Source organism: Christiangramia sabulilitoris, from assembly GCF_007050985.1.
Classification (GTDB): Bacteria; Bacteroidota; Bacteroidia; order Flavobacteriales; family Flavobacteriaceae; genus Christiangramia; species Christiangramia sabulilitoris.
Map to the genome: position 1 here is coordinate 1089916 of NZ_VHSF01000001.1, position 18753 is coordinate 1108668.

13 protein-coding genes are annotated in these 18753 nt (G+C 40.7%); 8 read left to right on the forward strand and 5 right to left on the reverse strand.

Annotated elements, in window-relative coordinates; translation table 11 throughout:
• Positions 1–140 precede the first annotated feature (140 nt).
• From FGM01_RS04985 to FGM01_RS05010, 6 genes are all read left to right on the forward strand, one after another.
• On the forward strand, positions 141–857 hold the full coding sequence (locus FGM01_RS04985; protein WP_143410019.1) for a succinate dehydrogenase cytochrome b subunit: 717 nt from the start codon (positions 141–143) through the stop codon (positions 855–857).
• A gap of 3 nt (positions 858–860) precedes the next feature.
• A complete protein-coding gene (locus FGM01_RS04990) occupies positions 861–2864 on the forward strand; it encodes a fumarate reductase/succinate dehydrogenase flavoprotein subunit (protein WP_143410020.1) in 2004 nt (667 codons plus the stop codon).
• 79 nt (positions 2865–2943) lie between these two features.
• Entirely contained in the window at positions 2944–3687 is a 744-nt protein-coding gene (locus FGM01_RS04995) for a succinate dehydrogenase/fumarate reductase iron-sulfur subunit (RefSeq protein WP_143410021.1), read from the forward strand.
• Between the two features lie 99 nt (positions 3688–3786).
• Positions 3787–4923, forward strand: coding sequence for a methionine aminotransferase (locus FGM01_RS05000; protein WP_143410022.1), 1137 nt, complete (start codon positions 3787–3789; stop codon positions 4921–4923).
• Positions 4924–5559 (forward strand): ligase-associated DNA damage response endonuclease PdeM, encoded by a 636-nt coding sequence (pdeM, locus tag FGM01_RS05005; RefSeq protein ID WP_143410023.1) that lies wholly within the window; start codon positions 4924–4926, stop codon positions 5557–5559.
• A 40-nt stretch (positions 5560–5599) separates the two neighbouring features.
• Positions 5600–6367, forward strand: coding sequence for a tryptophan-rich sensory protein (locus tag FGM01_RS05010; RefSeq protein WP_341478027.1), 768 nt, complete (start codon positions 5600–5602; stop codon positions 6365–6367).
• Here FGM01_RS05010 and FGM01_RS05015 read toward each other — a convergent pair.
• Positions 6364–7719, reverse strand: a complete 1356-nt coding sequence (locus FGM01_RS05015; RefSeq protein ID WP_143410025.1) for a dihydrolipoyl dehydrogenase family protein — start codon at positions 7717–7719, stop codon at positions 6364–6366. The genes FGM01_RS05010 and FGM01_RS05015 overlap by 4 nt on opposite strands.
• 144 nt (positions 7720–7863) lie before the next feature.
• On the opposite strand from FGM01_RS05015, the gene mfd reads away from it, so the two are divergent.
• Positions 7864–11244, forward strand: a complete 3381-nt coding sequence (gene mfd / locus FGM01_RS05020) for a transcription-repair coupling factor (protein ID WP_143410026.1) — start codon at positions 7864–7866, stop codon at positions 11242–11244.
• 143 nt (positions 11245–11387) lie between these two features.
• Here the strand turns inward: mfd and FGM01_RS05025 are convergent, their stop codons facing one another.
• Positions 11388–12767, reverse strand: a complete 1380-nt coding sequence (locus tag FGM01_RS05025) for a DUF5689 domain-containing protein (protein ID WP_143410027.1) — start codon at positions 12765–12767, stop codon at positions 11388–11390.
• Between the two features lie 10 nt (positions 12768–12777).
• Entirely contained in the window at positions 12778–15603 is a 2826-nt protein-coding gene (locus FGM01_RS05030) for a carboxypeptidase-like regulatory domain-containing protein (protein WP_143410028.1), read from the reverse strand.
• A gap of 88 nt (positions 15604–15691) precedes the next feature.
• On the opposite strand from FGM01_RS05030, the gene FGM01_RS05035 reads away from it, so the two are divergent.
• The gene (locus FGM01_RS05035) at positions 15692–16759 is read left to right on the forward strand and encodes an endonuclease/exonuclease/phosphatase family protein (protein WP_166435192.1); all 1068 of its coding nucleotides are present in this window, start codon (positions 15692–15694) and stop codon (positions 16757–16759) included.
• Between the two features lie 78 nt (positions 16760–16837).
• Here FGM01_RS05035 and FGM01_RS05040 read toward each other — a convergent pair whose 3' ends face one another.
• Both FGM01_RS05040 and FGM01_RS05045 read right to left on the reverse strand, forming a co-directional pair.
• On the reverse strand, positions 16838–17278 hold the full coding sequence (locus FGM01_RS05040; RefSeq protein WP_143410029.1) for a hypothetical protein: 441 nt from the start codon (positions 17276–17278) through the stop codon (positions 16838–16840).
• A gap of 43 nt (positions 17279–17321) precedes the next feature.
• Positions 17322–18674 (reverse strand): endonuclease, encoded by a 1353-nt coding sequence (locus tag FGM01_RS05045; protein ID WP_243735761.1) that lies wholly within the window; start codon positions 18672–18674, stop codon positions 17322–17324.
• Positions 18675–18753 lie beyond the last annotated feature (79 nt).

An 18753-nucleotide genomic window follows, 5' to 3' on the forward strand; every position in this document is an offset into this window, starting at 1 on the left:
GCTTCAGATTCAAAGATTGAACAAATTATAAAGTACTTTAAATTAGTTCTAAATAGCCTTGAAAAAGCCTTCCAAAGTTTGTTAAAAATTAGAAGTAAACGTATTTTTGCTCCACTTTATCAAAATAATTCAAAACATTTATGGCGAAATCTGCGCTTTTAAAGTCATCACTGGCAAAAAAATATTGGATGGCTTTCACCGGCCTTTTTCTGTGCCTGTTTTTAGTAGGTCATTTATTCGGGAATTTACAATTGCTTATACCTGTTAGCGAAGGCGCCAGGGACCAGTTCAATGAATATGCGTTATTCATGACCACTAATCCCGCTGTTAAATTGCTCTCCTATGTAACATATTTAAGTATTCTTTTCCATGCTATAGATGGGATCATCCTTACCATAAACAACCGTAAGGCCAGACCACAGAAATATGTGAGTTTCAAACCTTCTACCAACACCATGTGGTCTTCAAGAAATATGGGGATCTTAGGTACGGTTATTCTGGCTTTCATCGTAATTCACATGACCATGTTCTGGGCAGAGATGAAATTCGGGGGGCTTGATGAAACAGTTTACACAACAGCAAATGGTGAAGAAGTAAAAGACCTTTACACCTTAACGATTAAAACATTCCAGGATGCTCAGTATGGATTGCTTTGGGCAGTTGCCTATGCAGTTGCGATGCTGGCGATCGGCTTCCACCTGTCACATGGTTTTGGCAGCGGATTTCAGTCTCTTGGAGTCAATCATCCAAAATACAATGGGTTTATTAAAAAATTTGGTCTTGCCTTTGCGGTACTGGTTCCTTTGGCCTTCGCGGTAATTCCATTTTATATTCACTTTGTACTAGAAAAAATTTAAGCTATGGGAATATTTGAATCTAATGCACCTAAAGGCCCATTGGCAGAAAAGTGGACCAATCATAAAAACGAAATAAATCTTGTAAACCCAGCCAATAAACGAAACATTGATGTAATCGTGGTTGGTACAGGTCTTGCCGGTGGTAGTGCTGCCGCGACCCTTGCTGAACTGGGTTACAATGTAAAAACTTTTTGCTATCAGGATTCTCCGCGTAGAGCGCACTCTATTGCCGCTCAGGGAGGTATCAACGCAGCAAAGAACTACCAGGGAGACGGAGATTCCATTTACCGTCTTTTCTATGATACTATTAAAGGAGGTGATTACCGTTCGCGGGAGTCCAACGTATACAGGCTTGCTGAAGTTTCAGGAAATATCATCGACCAGTGTGTGGCGCAGGGAGTTCCTTTCGCCCGTGAATACGGTGGTCTTTTAGATAACCGTTCTTTTGGTGGGGTACTTGTTTCAAGAACATTTTACGCCAAAGGGCAAACCGGCCAGCAGTTACTGCTTGGAGCCTATTCAGCTATGAACCGCCAGATAAACCGCGGGAAAATCCAGTCTTTTAACAGACATGAGATGCTGGACATCGTTAAGGTGGATGGCAAAGCCCGTGGTATTATTGCCAGGGACCTGGTAACAGGAAAATTAGAAAGACACTCGGCTCACGCTGTAGTAATTGCTTCAGGAGGATATGGAAATGTATTCTACCTTTCTACCAATGCCATGGGAAGTAATGTTACGGCAGGCTGGAAAATACATAAAAAGGGAGCTTATTTTGCCAACCCTTGTTTCACGCAGATCCACCCTACCTGTATTCCGGTTTCAGGAGATCACCAGTCTAAGCTAACGCTTATGTCTGAATCTCTGCGTAATGACGGTAGAATCTGGGTTCCGAAGAAGAAAGAAGATGCTGAAGCCATCAGAGCAGGTAAAAAGAAACCTACTGAGCTTTCAGAAGAAGAAAGAGATTATTATTTAGAGCGAAGATATCCTGCTTTTGGTAACCTTGTTCCACGTGATGTGGCTTCCAGGGCCGCTAAAGAACGTTGTGATGCAGGTTTCGGGGTAAACAAGACCGGAGAAGCGGTTTATCTTGATTTTAAAGCTGCAATAGAGAGATATGGGAAAGAAGCAGCGACAACTCAGAAGATCGATAATCCTTCAGATGCTAAAATAAACGAGTTAGGAAAAGAAGTTGTAGAAGCCAAATATGGTAACCTCTTCCAGATGTATGAGAAGATTGTTGATGAAAATCCATACGAAACCCCAATGATGATCTATCCTGCGGTTCATTATACCATGGGTGGTGTTTGGGTGGATTATAACCTGCAAACTACTATTCCAGGGTGTTACGCGATAGGAGAAGCAAACTTCTCAGATCACGGAGCAAACAGGTTGGGAGCCTCTGCATTAATGCAGGGACTGGCAGACGGTTATTTCGTATTACCATACACGATTGGAGATTATCTTTCGAACGATATTAGAACCGGAGCTATCTCCACAGAATCTTCTGAATTTGAAGCTGCAGAAGCTGAAGTTAGAGAAAGACTGGAGAAACTGGTAAACACAAAGGGCACTAAATCTGTGGATCACTTCCATAAGATCCTTGGTAAGATCATGTGGAATAAGGTCGGGATGGCCAGAAACGCTACTGGTCTTAAAGAAGCGATCAAAGAGATACAGGAACTTCGTGAGGAATTCTGGAAAGATGTAAGAGTTCCGGGAAGCACTAACGAAATGAATGCCGAACTTGAAAAAGCAGGCCGTGTGGCAGATTTCCTCGAGCTAGGTGAACTATTCGCTAAAGATGCATTACACCGGGAAGAATCCTGTGGTGGTCACTTTAGAGAGGAATACCAAACCGAAGAAGGTGAAGCACTTCGGGATGACGAGAACTTTATGTATGTAGCTGCCTGGGAATACACTGGTAATCCTGCAGATGCTATTTTGCATAAAGAAGATCTTGACTATGAAAATATTCAGGTAAAAACAAGGAGTTATAAATAGATGTGAGATTTGAGATTAAGATTACAAACACGGGTTTGTTAATTCAAAGATCTCATTTCTAATACTCAATACAAACAGTATGAACCTTACATTAAAAATATGGCGTCAGAAAAACGCCGACGTAAAAGGGAAAGTAGTAACCTACCAGGTTTCAGATATTTCTGAAGACATGTCTTTTCTTGAAATGATGGATGTTCTTAATGAACAACTTATCAATAAAGGAGATGAACCTGTAGCTTTTGATCACGATTGCCGCGAGGGAATTTGTGGGTCATGTAACCTTCAGATTAATGGAGAACCACATGGACCAGACAGGGGCGTAACTACCTGCCAGCTGCATATGAGAAGATTCAAGGACGATGACACTATCGTAATTGAACCTTTCAGAGCAAAAGCATTCCCGGTTATAAAGGATCTGGTAGTAGATCGCAGTGCATTTGACAGAATTCAGCAGGCAGGTGGATATATTTCTGTAAATACATCAGGAAATACCCAGGATGCCAACTCTATTCCGGTAGAAAAGGAAAATGCAGATATGTCTTTCTATGCCGCGACTTGTATTGGTTGTGGTGCCTGTGTAGCTGCCTGTAAAAATGCGAGCGCGATGCTATTTACCTCAGCAAAGGTAAGCCAGTATGCTTTGCTACCTCAGGGAGAGGTGGAAGCCGACCGCAGAGTATTACAAATGGTGGAGCAAATGGACAAGGAAGGATTTGGTAACTGTACCAATACCGGAGCATGTGAAATAGAATGCCCTAAAGGTATTTCTTTGGAAAATATCGCCAGAATGAACAGAGAATACTTAAAAGCGAGCGTAAAGTAATTAACACTCGTTTAATTAGATATACCTTATCCCGGACTTTGCAGTCCGGGATTTTTTATGCAATTTCAAGTAATCTTAATGATCACCTGAAATTTGCCTATGAGATCAAAATTACCAGGATCAAAGACCAGTATTTTCTCGGTGATGAGCAAATTGGCTAACGACCATAATGCCATTAACCTTTCCCAGGGATTCCCAAATTTTGAGACCGATCAGAAATTAAAAGACCTTGTCACCAGGGCAATGAATGAGGGTTATAATCAATATCCTCCAGATATTGGTGTACGGGAACTACGAGAACAGATCTCTCTTAAGATTAGATCTCTCTACGGAAAAAGTTACTCTCCAGACAAGGAGATAACAATTACCTCTGGCGCCACAGAAGCCTTGTATGCTGCCATTACTGCCTTTGTACATAAGGACGATGAAGTTATTGTACTCAAACCGGCTTATGACACCTATGAGCCAACCATTAAACTGAGCGGGGGAATACCGGTACAGATACAGTTAAAAGGAGATAATTACAGCGTGGACTGGGATGAGGTGAAATCGGCCATAAGTTCCAAAACGAGGATGATCATTATCAATACGCCACATAATCCAACCGGAACTATACTGGATAAAGAGGACATGCTCAAATTACAGGAAATCTTATCAAATACCGATATTATTTTATTAAGCGATGAAGTATATGAGCATTTGATTTTTGATAGCAATGAGCACCAGAGTGCGTCAAAATTTCCGGATCTGTCGCAAAGAGCGATCGTGTGTGCATCGTTTGGTAAAACATTTCATAATACAGGTTGGAAAACGGGTTACTGTGTTGCTCCAGAGAAATTAATGCAGGAAATAAGAAAACTACACGAGGTCACAGTTTTTTCTGTAAATCATCCCATGCAAAGAGCGTATGCAGAATATTTAAAAAATGCCGACAATTATCTGGGACTCGCTAAATTCTATCAGAGAAAAAGGGATCTTTTTCTGAATTTGATAAAGGACTCCAGATTTACCTGTACCCCTTCCCAAGGAACCTATTACCAACTTTTGAATTTTTCAGAAATAACCAGGGAAAAAGATGTAATTTTCGCTCAGAAATTAGTGAAAGAGAATGGTTTAGCCTCTATCCCGGTTTCTGTGTTCAATATAAATGAAGAAGATAATAGGCAGCTTAGATTTTGTTTCGCCAAGACCGACGAGACCCTTGAAAAAGCTGCAGAAATACTTTGTAAGCTATAGATGAATTTAAATATTAAGATCCAGGACCAGGACTTTGTATTACATCCATTTGGGGCAGCTTACTGGCCTGAACAGGAAGTTTTATTAGTCGCAGATGTGCATTTGGGTAAGGTTTCGCACTTCAGAAAACATGGAAGCGCGGTGCCGCTAAAGGCCGCTGCACAGAACTTTATTCGTCTGGATGAATTAAGAAAAGAATTCGATCCTGAACATATTGTGTTTATGGGAGATCTGTTTCACAGCTCGCTGAACATTGAATGGAATATGTTTGAGGAATGGGTATCCAGTATCGATAACCGCGTGCACCTGGTAGCTGGCAACCACGATATCATTTCTCCGACAAAATATGAATCACTAGGCATTGAAATATATTCTGAAATAAAGGTTGCCGGTTTTCATTTAAGCCATCATCCCGAACCCCAGGAAGATCACTATAATATATGTGGCCATATTCATCCCGGCTTTAAAATGCGTGGAGACGGAAGGCAATTACTAAAATTATCCTGTTTCTTTCGAAGCTCGAATCAACTAATCCTGCCGGCGTTTGGAGAATTTACCGGTAACTATTTTATAGAACCTGAAGAAGGAGATCGTATATTCGCTATTACCGGAAAGGAAGTTATTCAGGTAAATTAATGTCACTATTATGATAAAAAGGTTAGCAGTACTAAATTTTTTGTCCGTTATCCTCGCAATCTTTATTAATTATCTCGCCCAAACGGGTATTTTCAATGATTATACCATCGGGGAAATAAGCGACATTTATTCAAATCTCTTCACACCGGCAGATTATGCATTTTCAATCTGGGGCCTTATTTATGTTGAGCTACTACTTTTTTCGGGCTTTATGGTCTACCAGGCCTATTCTAATGGGAAGTATACAGATTTTATAAAGAATACATCTTTCTGGTTTATCATAGCGAATGCCGGCACCTGTCTTTGGGTCATCGCCTGGTCCTACATGTATATAGGACTTTCGGTCGTCCTGATGTTTCTCATACTCGCAAAACTGCTTAAGGTGATCCTAAATAATGATATGGAGATCTGGGACGCACCTTTCAAGGTCATTTTCTTTTACTGGTGGCCTATTTGCCTGTTTTCCGGATGGATCACCGTGGCAAGCATAGCCAACATGGCCTCCTGGCTTACCGAAATTGGGTGGGACGGCGCTGTTTTTACTGAAGTGGAATGGACAGTCATTATGATTGGAATAGCCGTGATTATAAATCTCTGCATGATCTACCTTCGGAATATGCGCGAATTTGCAGCCGTAGGGGTTTGGGCGCTTGTTGCCATTTATATACGTCACCGGGGAGATCAGGATTTTATTGCATATACGGCTATGGCCGGAGCGATCCTGTTATTTGTTAATATTTCCTATCATGGTTTTATTAACAGGAAAACCAATCCCATTCATAAAATGCTAACCGGCAACCAGGATTAAACCATGGATTTTATATCACTTGCCCAGCTTGGATAGGAAAAGATCATCCCTTTCAGGGTTCTGCAGTCCAGCTTACCGCACATCGCCATCACAAACATATTGATCATCTCCCCGGCATCTGCACCTATAAGATGAGCACCTAGAACTAATCCGGAATCTTTATCCACCAAAGTTTTGTAAGCATAGTAGTCATCGTTGATCCTTTTGGCATTGAACCATTTTGACACCAGTTTTTGCTCAACCTTAAAGTTGTATCCCTTTTCCCTGGCCTCTTTTTCATTAAGCCCTACCATGGCCAGATTTGGAATGGTAAAGACCACAGATGGTTGGGGTGGATAATCGATTTCCTTTTCCCTGTTTTTATCGAGAATATTTGCTGCTACGATTCTAGCTTCCTGGGAGCTTAATGGAGTTAGAGGCAGACCTTCACTGGCAGATACATCACCACAGGCATACACGTTATTATTAGAAGGACTTTGCAAATGTGCATTTACTACGATCCCCTTTTTGGAATATTCCACGTTTCCTTTTTCCAGATCGAGTTCATCTACGGCAGGCACTCTTCCTGCCGCATTTACCACAAGTTTAGCCTTCCTTTCAATCTTCTCTCCTTTTTGATTTGCCTTAACCCTGAAGTTTGTTTGTAATTTTTCCACCTCGGTAACCTCAGCATCAAAAATGAATTTGATCCCTATCTCCTCCGAAGCATCCTGAAGATATTTTACCATATCCTTATCGAAGTTATTCAGCGCGCGCGATTCTCCATCTATAACCGTAACATCCACGCCACACCTGGCCGCTATATGGGCGAATTCCATCCCGATATATCCTGCGCCTATAAAAATTATACTTTCCGGAAGTTCCTCCAGCTCAAGAAATTCATCACTGGTTACAGGCAACTCCCGACCTGGAATTGGCAGTTCAAAAGGTTGGTGCCCGGTAGCGATCACGATCTTTTTAGCATTCACAGTTTTCCCCTCTACAGAGAGAGTATTCTCATCAAGAAATTTTGGTGATTGATGATACATTTTTATACCCAGAGATTCCAGGTCTTTTTCAGTGGCAGCAGGAACTGCACTGGTAAAAGTCTTTTTAAACTCCATAAGCTCTTTCCAGCTGAATTCAGGCATTCTTGTAATTCCATGGCCTTTCATTTTACCTGCACGGTCGAGAATTTCGGTTAAGCCAACCAGAACTTTTTTTGGATCACAACCGCGATTTGCGCAGGTACCACCATACTCACGATTATCGGCAATAGCAACTTTCAAGCCTTCGGCCACACATTCTTTAGCCACACTTTTTCCGGCAGTTCCGGTACCAATTACAAAAACATCAAATTCTTCAAATCCCATAATATCCAGTCATTTTATGTGAAAATAGTCAAGATACTATGGACTTTGCGTTATGAAAATGGTAAATATGATCAAATGCTATTTAATCGTTAAAAATCAAATATCTGGTTGTAAGGCAATTTGGTTGAATTTATCTTTGCGGTAATGAGTACAAATCTTATCGCCCAGAAATTCGCACAGTCCCCGCAACAGCAGGAACTGCGAAATGCTATTGCCGCTTCCGAAAAAAATCAATCTAATATTCACTTAAAAGGCCTGGTTGGATCTGCCCTGTCATTTGTAGTTGCAGATGCTTTTAAAGAATCTAATCATCCCTTTCTTCTAATTTTTAATGATAAGGAAGAAGCTGCATATTATCTAAACGACCTGGAACAACTGGTCGGCGAAAAGAACGTGCTTTTTTACCCGGGCAGTTACCGGCGGCCTTACCAGATAGAGGAGACAGATAACGCAAACGTTCTACTCAGGGCTGAGGTTCTAAACCGTATAAATTCCCGGAAGAAGCCTGCCTTAATAGTCACCTACCCGGATGCATTATTTGAGAAAGTCGTAACCAGAAAAGAACTAGACAAAAGCACCCTGAAAATAGCCGTTGGTGATGACCTATCCATAGACTTTGTGAATGAGGTGCTTTTTGAGTACCAGTTCAAACGGGTTGATTTTGTGACCGAGCCCGGTGAATTTTCGGTTCGGGGCGGGATTATAGATGTATTTTCATTTAGTCATGATGAACCATACCGTATAGAATTTTTTGGGGACGAAGTAGATAGTATCAGGACCTTTGATGTGGAAACCCAGCTTTCTACAGATAAGAAAAAAAAGATTTCTGTAATGCCCAATGTGGAGAACAAACATCTGGATGAGGTACGGGAGAGCTTTTTAAAATATATTTCAGCAAAAACAGTCGTTTTTATAAAAAATCTGGACCTGCTGGCTGCCCAGGCTGATAAGCTTTTTAAAAAAGCAGAAGAAGCCTTCAAAAGCCTTTCTGAAGATATTAAGCACAGTGAGCCTAAAGAATTGTTTTGTGACGGCCAGCTCATTAAAAAACAGTTGCTGGATTATACTGCTGTGGAGTTGAGTACCCAGGCCTACTTAAATACTGGTGCAAGCATTGAATTTCATACCAAACCACAGCCTTCTTTTAATAAACAGTTTGATCTGCTAATCGATAACCTGATAGAAAACCAGGAATCCGGGTATACCAATTTTATATGCTGTGTAAGCGAACAACAGGCTAAACGTTTTCATGATATCTTCGATGACCAGGAGAAGGAGGTGAAATACCAGACGCCTGTTTTCTCTATGTTCCAGGGTTTCATAGATGAAGACTCAAAGACCGTCTGTTATACAGATCACCAGATATTTGAGCGTTACCACAAATTCCATTTGAAGAACGGGTATGCCAAGAAACAGGCGATCACCCTGAAAGAACTTACCAATCTTGAGGTTGGCGATTATGTTACCCATATTGACCATGGAATTGGAAAGTTTGGGGGATTACAAAAAATAGATGTAGAAGGAAAGAAACAGGAAGCGATCAAACTCATCTATGGAGAGCGTGATATTCTGTATCTAAGCATACATTCCCTGCACAAGATCTCAAAATTTAACGGTAAAGACGGAAAACCACCCAAGATATATAAGCTGGGTAGCAACGCCTGGAAGAACCTTAAGAAAAAGACCAAAGCCCGTGTAAAGCATATCGCCTACGATCTTATCAAGCTTTATGCAAAGCGAAGACTGGAAAAGGGATTTAAATTTGATCCGGATTCTTATTTGCAACATGAACTGGAAGCATCTTTTATGTATGAAGATACACCAGATCAAAGTTCAGCCACCGCTGCGGTAAAAGCAGATATGGAGAACGAACGGCCTATGGACAGGCTGGTATGCGGGGATGTAGGGTTTGGAAAAACCGAAATTGCCATTCGTGCAGCCTTCAAGGCGGTAGATAACAATAAGCAGGTGGCCATCCTGGTTCCTACTACTATTCTGGCATTTCAGCACCATCAAACCTTTTCAGAAAGACTGAAAGATTTCCCGGTGCGAATAGATTATCTAAACCGTTTTAGAACAGCGAAGGAGCGCAAAGAAACCCTGGCCGATCTTGAAGCAGGAAAGGTTGATATAATCATAGGTACGCACCAGCTGGTAAGTAAAAGCGTGAAATTTAAAGATCTTGGTTTGCTCGTGGTAGACGAAGAACAAAAATTTGGAGTAGCAGTAAAGGATAAACTGAAAACGATCAAGGAAAACGTTGATACCCTAACCCTCACCGCAACCCCTATTCCAAGAACACTTCAGTTCAGCTTAATGGCAGCACGGGATCTTTCCACCATAACTACTCCCCCACCCAACCGTTATCCTATAGAAAGTCATGTTATTCGATTTTCTGAAGAGACGATCAGGGACGCTATCTCTTATGAAATTCAGCGAGGAGGCCAGGTCTTCTTTATTCATAACCGGGTGGAAAATATCAAGGAAGTGGCCGGAATGATTCAAAGGCTGGTGCCCGATGCGAAAATTGGCGTGGGACATGGGCAGATGGAAGGAAAAAAACTGGAAAAGCTGATGCTTAGTTTTATTAATGGTGAGTTTGATGTCCTGGTATCTACGACTATTGTGGAAAGTGGTTTAGATGTTTCTGAAGCAAATACCATCTTTATTAATAATGCAAATAACTTCGGGCTATCAGATCTACACCAGATGCGTGGGCGGGTTGGCCGAAGCAATAAAAAGGCCTTTTGCTATTTTATAACTCCTCCATATTCTGCCATGACCGAGGATGCGCGGAAAAGAATCACTGCCCTGGAGCAATTTTCAGAACTGGGCAGCGGATTCAATATTGCCATGAAGGATCTCGAAATCCGTGGTGCTGGAGATCTTCTGGGAGGTGAACAAAGCGGATTTATAAATGATATCGGGTTTGACACCTATCAAAAGATTCTGAATGAAGCTATTGAAGAGTTGAAAGAAAATGAATTCCGTGATCTTTATGCTGAAACAGAAGACCTGGAGCATAAGGATTTCGTAAAGGATACTTTAATAGACACCGATTTTGAATTATTGTTCCCTGATGATTATATCAATAACATTTCTGAACGATTAAATCTCTACACCAAGCTTAATGAATTAAAAACGGAAGAAGAACTTCAGAAATTTGAAGCAGAACTTGTAGACCGATTTGGAGAATTACCGGTACAGGCGGTAGATCTGTTAAATTCTGTAAGGATCAAATGGATCGCAGCCAAGATAGGTCTGGAAAGAGTGGTAATGAAAAAGAACAAGCTGGTGGGATATTTTATTTCAGATCAAAAATCAAGATTTTACCAGACCAGTAACTTTACCAAAGTGCTGCAGTATGTACAGACGCACAGGCAGAACTGCACAATGAAGGAAAAGCAAACCAGAAATGGCTTAAAACTCCTCCTAACTTTCGACAGGATCACTTCTGTGGAAAAAGCTTTAAAAGTATTACAGCCATTGGATTTCAGGGAAAAGAAAGAAGAGGTAGTTAGTTAAAATGAGCTGTATATTAAAATAGTTTTCCGGCCCTTCCGTTTCACCAGAGCGGGAAACTGTGCTGGAGTTTAGAGAGAGCTTCTTATAAAAAGCTCACCTCCCGTTGGAAGGGCGACCGCAGGTTGGGGTGGAACATTTTATAATTATTCCCCGATTACCCTAATATTGTCAAGATCATAGGTAGTGGTTTTATCTGGCGCCGCACCCAGATATCTGAACCCTATCCAGATTTTTCCTTGCAGACAGGAGATATCGATCCTCGATTCTTTGAAAATAGAAGAATTTGCACCGGAGGGTCCCAGAGGAATATTGGCATCTAACGGTCGCCAGGTGGCCAACGCCGGAGATTCTTCAAAATCCTGTGAAACATAAACCCTTAGAAGCAGGCCATTATCAAATGAAGAAAGAAGATCGAAGAGCAATACCTCGTTCTCTGAATCGTCTAACTGAATTGGCGGTGTGACCAGCCAGGCTTCCAGTGGACTTTCATTAGTATTATAGGCCGAGATCCTTAAAATTCTGTTTCCCGAAGCCAGGGTAGGAGTAAACTTCTTTTCTCCACCGCTAACATTAATATTGGTCCACTTCCTGGAGTTTAGGGTGGTATTAGAGGTCACCCCGTCAAAATTTTCATCAAGTAAGATTTTTGCACCCTCGGTAAAATTATTATCGCAGTTCAGATAATCGGGATCGCAGCGTTCACCATCCATAAAAAAAGTTTCAGGCGTATTTACCACGATTACGTAATGCCTGTCGTAGTAATCCCGGGATAAAATCCCCTCTATAACGCCGCTGCCGGTTGGCAGAAGCAGCGACTTAAAATCTGAAAAGGTACTCGTACTCAAAAATATCGTTGAGCCGGTACTGCAATCTGTCATCTGGCGTTCGCCGTCGAACCGGTCTACCACATTCGAAGCGAAGGAAAACCTGTTATTTTCCCTGACAAAATTGAGATCAAATTGAACATTTTCTATACGTACATATAGATTTTTCATTTCATCATGGATCTCATTAATTTCAATTTCAAGAGGAATGATCTCCTGTCTTACGCTAGTTCTTATTACATGGTTCTCTATGACAGACCTGGGAATAGCAACAACATCACCCCTGTTTTGAAACCCAAGTTGCAATACCCCGTTCTTATATCCCAAGCTTAAACCATCCAGTTTAATAATCACCTTTCTACCAAATTCAAAAGTATCTGAAAGGGAAGTATCATCTAACAGGATCTGGATCCCGGCAACAGGACTTTGAAACTTATCCTGAATAATTAATTTTTTATAAAAGTTCCCTGCGGCATCACTTGAAACAACATAACCTTCTATCCAGGTATTAGAATCCTGAAAAGTAAATATTTCACCAGTACGCAGATCAAAATTTCCTTTGATAGCTGCTATACTTGTAAGATCACCGTCAACAGTAAATTCAGATAAGGTCATACCGGGCATGTCATAATCATCTGTTTGAACGCAGGAAAGTTGCAAGGCAATAATGAGCAGGTTTAGTATTTTCGTAATTCTCATAATCCTAGTTTTAAAATCTTAAACTCACATTTGCAAAAAAACTGGTACCATATCCCAGCCAGTATTTGTTCCCGAAGACCATAATTTCCCTGTCTCTATCCTGCTTCAGGGTACGGTAATTTGCATTCCTGGCTTGCTCAAATCCACCCGATTTATATTCCCGATCCAGCAGGTTATTGATACTTACAAAGAATCCCAGGTACTTATCTCTTAATCGCCACGATTTCCCTCCCACCATGTTCACTAAAAAATAATCATCAAATTGTTCCTGTTGCAGAAGCTCTCTGGCAATTGCAGGATCGTAATCCAACAATGGCAGACCATCAAAGTCGGTTTGGAAATTCGAAGTCCTGGTAAGAGGGTTAACATCGAGAAAAGCATGGGAGAAATAATTAACCGTGGTTCCAAACCACCAATATTCCGGATCACGATATTCAAAACCCGCCAGGGCAGCTCGCTGCGGTCCCCCGGCCAGAAAGTAATTTTTCAAATAGGCTCTGCCATAATCTTTTGATTCCGAAAAACTTGCTGAATTTAAGTAAAGGGAAGGATTACTGGCATAGGTAAACTGGCCAAGTGAGGCAGCCACCTTAGCTTTTAAGGTAGAAGTGATTTGATATTCAGAACCAATTTCCAGCCCGAAATGCTGCCGGTCTATTCCGGTTAAAACCTCCTGCACAAAAGCCGCTGTATTTTCACTCCCCAGGCCTCCTAAACCATTGGCGAAATAATTGGAAACCTCTGTACCCTCATCTATGGTAGTAAAGTAACCCGTAAGCCTTACATTGAATTTAGATGTGCGGTAGCGATAGCTAAGGTCTGTACTCCTTATTTTTTCTTCACGGACGTTTCTCACCACCGCATTATTTTGCCTGGGATTAACAAAGGTATTTCTGAATGCAGGCGGCTTCAAGAAATAACCCAGGTTGAATTCGACATTCTGCCTTCCAGAAAATTTATACAGAAACCCGGTTTTTAAACCAAAGTTCTGGAAGTTGAGTTCATCACTTTCTCCCAACGAATTTGAGGCATAGAGTCCGTTCTGAAAATTTCCAGTGCGCTGATACATTACATTCCCAAATTTACCGCTAAGGGTTAGTTCCAATCGTTTCCAGGCATATTGACCCTGAATAAAAACTTCAGAAAGATTAGCCCTGATGTCATAATCATATTTGTAAATGTCCGCTTCCTTAACGAGTCTATTCAAATTTGAAAGATCTGATTGCTTTGCTAATATTAAGGGGGTATCCCCAACCTGTTCTGCATACACATCAATATCCAGAAACGAGTTTCCTCCCAGGAGATCGTTAATTCTGGCAAAATTTCGATTTTTGAGATCGGTATACCGCAGAGACCCGGTAAGCTTCAATCTATCTGACCATTCCCAGTTCAAAATTGCATTTACATTTATCAGATCATCCTTATTTACATCTTCAGCTAAAACATATGCGCTATTATTACCAATTTCAGTATTCGTGGTATTCGCCAGATATAGCCGGTTCCAGTCCAGCTGCCCGTCTTCCAGAAAATCACTTTGAGCACGGTAAGCAGCTTCAAAATTTTGATTATTCTCAAATCTTAGATAATATCCCGGTAAATTTTGGTAATAGGTAGGATCTGGATTGGCCCCGGCACCAAAATAAAATGGCTGTCCATCCAGGTTTCCTGCGGTGGTGCCACCATAATCGATTCGGGAATTTGATATTTCCCCGAATTGGTAAGCAAGATTCGTATTTAACTGTACCTTCCGGGTGATTTGCCAGAAGTGGTTTAACATAAGGATAGGTTCCTTGATCTTCCGGATCCTTGAATTTCGTATTTTGCCATTCTGTAAACCCCAGTGAGGGTTATATTTAGAGCCTTTTAGATCCAGGACTTCCTGAGTGAGCGGGGCAGACCTTCCCCGCGTAACAGGTGTGAATATCCCGGTAAGGTTTAAAGAATGGTTTTCATTGATTCTTTTCTCTACAGCCGCGAAGAAGGAATTCGAATCGTATGCCGTTCCTTCGATGTAAGCCTCTTCAGCATAACGTCTTCCTATAGAAATGGCATAGAACCAACCAGATCCCTGTTCTCCCGAAGCGATGGTAGCCATCAGCCTGGCATTATAACTTCGGTTAGATCCTGCCAGTGATATCCTGTTTGCTTTTTGATATTTTGACGCCCGCATTATAATATTGGTAGTTCCTCCCAGACCTCCAAAACCATATTCATTTGCGCTTATACCATTGCTAAAAATCTGGTTACGCTGTACATCATTTAATCCTCCCCAGTTACTCCATTGCGGCCGGCCATCAAATAATTTATTCATTTCAATGCCATTGATCATCAATTTACCATACTCAGACCCAAAACCTCTAACCCTGAAAAAGGTCTGGCTGAAATCGAAGGCGGCAGCATTGAGAAATACATCCCTGGTAGATTGAAGCAGGCCCGAAATATTATCAAATTCTGCTTCTTCTGAAATTATATCGGCATCAGAAAGGCTTATTGTGGACTGCTGACTGCGCTCATAAAAAGCGTCTGGATTGAGGCTGATAGTTTCCAGGGTTTTTTCTCCAATACCAATATTTAGGGGAAAGCGTTTGGTGGTATAGCCGGTTTTAGAAAAGACGACCACAACTTCAGTCCGGTCCATAGAATCCAGGCCAATGCTGAACTCTCCATCAGGATCGGTTAAGGTTTCTATTACTAAACCTTCAATTGCAATTTTAACCAGTGGTAAGGGCACGTTGGTGATTGCATCTACGAGTCTGCCTTTAATAACAGACTGCTGGGAATTCATTTTAAAGCTAAAAAGCAAAAAAATAAAGCCCCAGAAAATCGAAATTTTCATCTGGTGCCTCTTCAACGAAATGTTGTATAATGTTAGTAAATAAAACCGTAACTAACAAAATATCAGTACTTTAAAGGCATATTTAAAAATGTACAATTTGAAATCTCACCTTTTAACGCATTTAATAGTTTTTGGTCTGGTTTTTAGTCTTACAAATGAAAGTTTTTGTCAGGCTACTAAAGATTACCAGATCGAAACAGTAGCATTTTACAATGTAGAGAACCTTTTTGATACCGTAGACGACACTTTAACCTTTGATGATGATAGGACAGCTCTGGGAAAAGATCGCTGGACAGAGGATCGCTACAGGAAGAAATTAGAAAACATAGCAAAAGTACTTTCAGAAATCGGGGTAGATCAAACCGGCGATTCACCATTAATTATTGGCCTGTGCGAAATAGAAAACCGGTTGGTACTGGAGGATCTTACCACGCATCCATATTTAAAAGAAAAGAAATACGGGATCATACATTTTGATTCACCGGACGAGCGCGGGATAGATGTTGCATTATTATACAGAAAAGCGGGGTTTATCCCTTTAAATGCACAGCCCAGAAAACTACTGATATATGAACAGGATAAACGTGATTATACCCGGGATCAACTAGTGGTGACCGGTCTTCTGCGCGGTGAGGAAGTGCACTTTATTATTAATCACTGGCCTTCACGCTCTGGAGGAGAAGCTAAAAGTAGTTATAAAAGAGAGAAAGCAGCTTTGCTAAATAAAAAGATCATTGATTCACTATATAAAGAGAATCCCGCCGCGCGCATTATTGGAATGGGCGATTTTAACGATGATCCAACCAATAAAAGTTTTAAAAAATTTCTGCAGACAAAAGGTAGTATAGGGGAAGTTGGTGATAAAGAACTTTTTAACCCAATGGAAATAATGCTGAAAAATGGAAAGGGTACTCTAGCCTACCGGGATTCATGGAATCTGTTCGATCAAATCTATGTTTCACAAAGCCTGATTTCAAAAGATTTCAACGGCTTTCAATTCTATAAAGCAGGTATTTTCAATCCTCCTTATGTTATTACCCAAAACGGGCAATTTAAAGGATATCCTTACCGAACCTATGGAAGTGCCGGCTACGAACCAGGATACAGTGATCACTTTGCGGTTTATATCTATTTGATAAGGGAGGTAAAACAATAAAACCTCCGGTAGACCGAAGGTTTTAATTCTATTAAAAAATCATATTTTCACCTTAGGTGATATGATGATTAGTTCTTACTAATCGAACCAGGCATTCCATGGAATTCTGGATAACATTGCTACTAATGCAAAACCATAAAATATAGCCAGCATCTTAAATTTTGGCCTGGAGGTAAGTTTCTTTTTATGCTTCGAATAACCAATAGTGATCAAAGCAATCGCGATGATCATTACCAGAGGATGTTCAACATTATATAACCTGAGCACAGAGTCTTTCATCACTCCACCCATCCCTTCCTGAGACCAGGCCTGGAAATAAGGCGCCGTAAAATAGAGCACAAACCCGATAAGCAGTTGAATATGCGACACAATTAAAGTGAAAAGCGCGATCCTGAAATTGGTAGCTGAATATTCTTTATTAGCCGCATAACCAATAATCGCATTAAAACTGGCGATAAGGAGCAGGAATAACACTAAATAGGCCCAGTATGAATGGATAAACTGAATTGTTTCGTACATAAGTTTAATATTTAAGTATTGGCTAAAATACTAAATGCATTTATTATTCCCACTTGTTTTCTGCTTCTGCACCGCCCCAGATAAGGGTAGCCAGATAAGGATTATCAATAAATGGATTCCTGTTGCCCTGAGCAGCCTCGATGGCATTGTTACGCTGTATCTCAAAATCTGAAACCGGGTCTTCAATATTCCATTTTAAGAAAAGTTCTAAATTTCCAACATCAGAAAAGTTATCTCCATATCTCACATTAACATACATGATTATCCTGGCCACATCACCTTTCCACTCATCTCCGGGATACCATTGATCGTCTCCTATAAGTTTATTGTTCCCACTACCATCAGTAAAAGGATAATTCCATCTTGCCTCATTAACATCGGCATCGGCAACTCTCAATACGTGAAGATCGTTTTTAGACTCTTCAGTATTTAGCTTAGACTGCGGGTAAACATGTTCTGTATTATAGGTTTGAGGATTATAACTATTAGATCCAGACTGGTATTCTTCCCAATACCTGCTTTCTCCGGTATACATCAGGATCACATTTTCAGGGTTATTTAGATCCTCATCGGCATCATACAAATAATCATGACGATCTGTATATTCCAGAAATACAGTTTGATTGGCTGAAGTATGATCTGAAACGAATTCGTAGTTGAGTTCTGTACTGGCAGAAATACTTAGATCTGAATAATAATCTGCAAGTTCTGAAGGAAAATTAAAAGTTATTGATTCTACTACATTTACCGTAACCAGAGCTGAAGAACAGGTAGACTCCACGTCGTCGTCACAAATTGTATAAGAGAAAGTATCTTCTCCCTTATAACCGGAAGCCGGGGTATAAGTTACCGTTCCGTCGTTATTAAGAACAGCGGTTCCTCCGGCAGAAGTGGTCGTTTCTACTGAAAATATACCTGCTTCATCTAAAAGATCATCGTTAGCCAGCAGATTATCTATAGTAAGAGTTTGATTTACCACTGTATTGGTTTCATCGGCATTAGCCTGTGGCGCGCCTTCATCCTGCACGGTAATACTCACAGTAGCTGTAGAGCAATTATTATCTGAATCACAAATTGTATAGGTAAAAGTATCCACACCAGTAAAATCTGCTGCCGGGAAATATGTGAAGCTCCCATCACGGTTATCTGTTATTTGGCCGCCATTGGCAGTGTATTCATCAAATTCTTCCAGCCTGGCATTATTTTCCAAAGCATCATTATCTAAATAACCATCCAATCTGCTTTCATCATCTTCTACTACAGTAAATGAATCATCATTGGCAACGGGGTCTTTTTGTACCGGTTCCGGAGTTACTTCTGTACCCGGACCAGGATTTTCCTCTGTGCTACAACCTACGAGTATTAGCGTAAGTGCTGCCAGCATCAACTTTTTCATATTAAAAATTTTAGGCTTAATTCAAATTGAAATTTGGATTACAAATATCTAAATTTTAGACATTAATCGAATAAAAAAA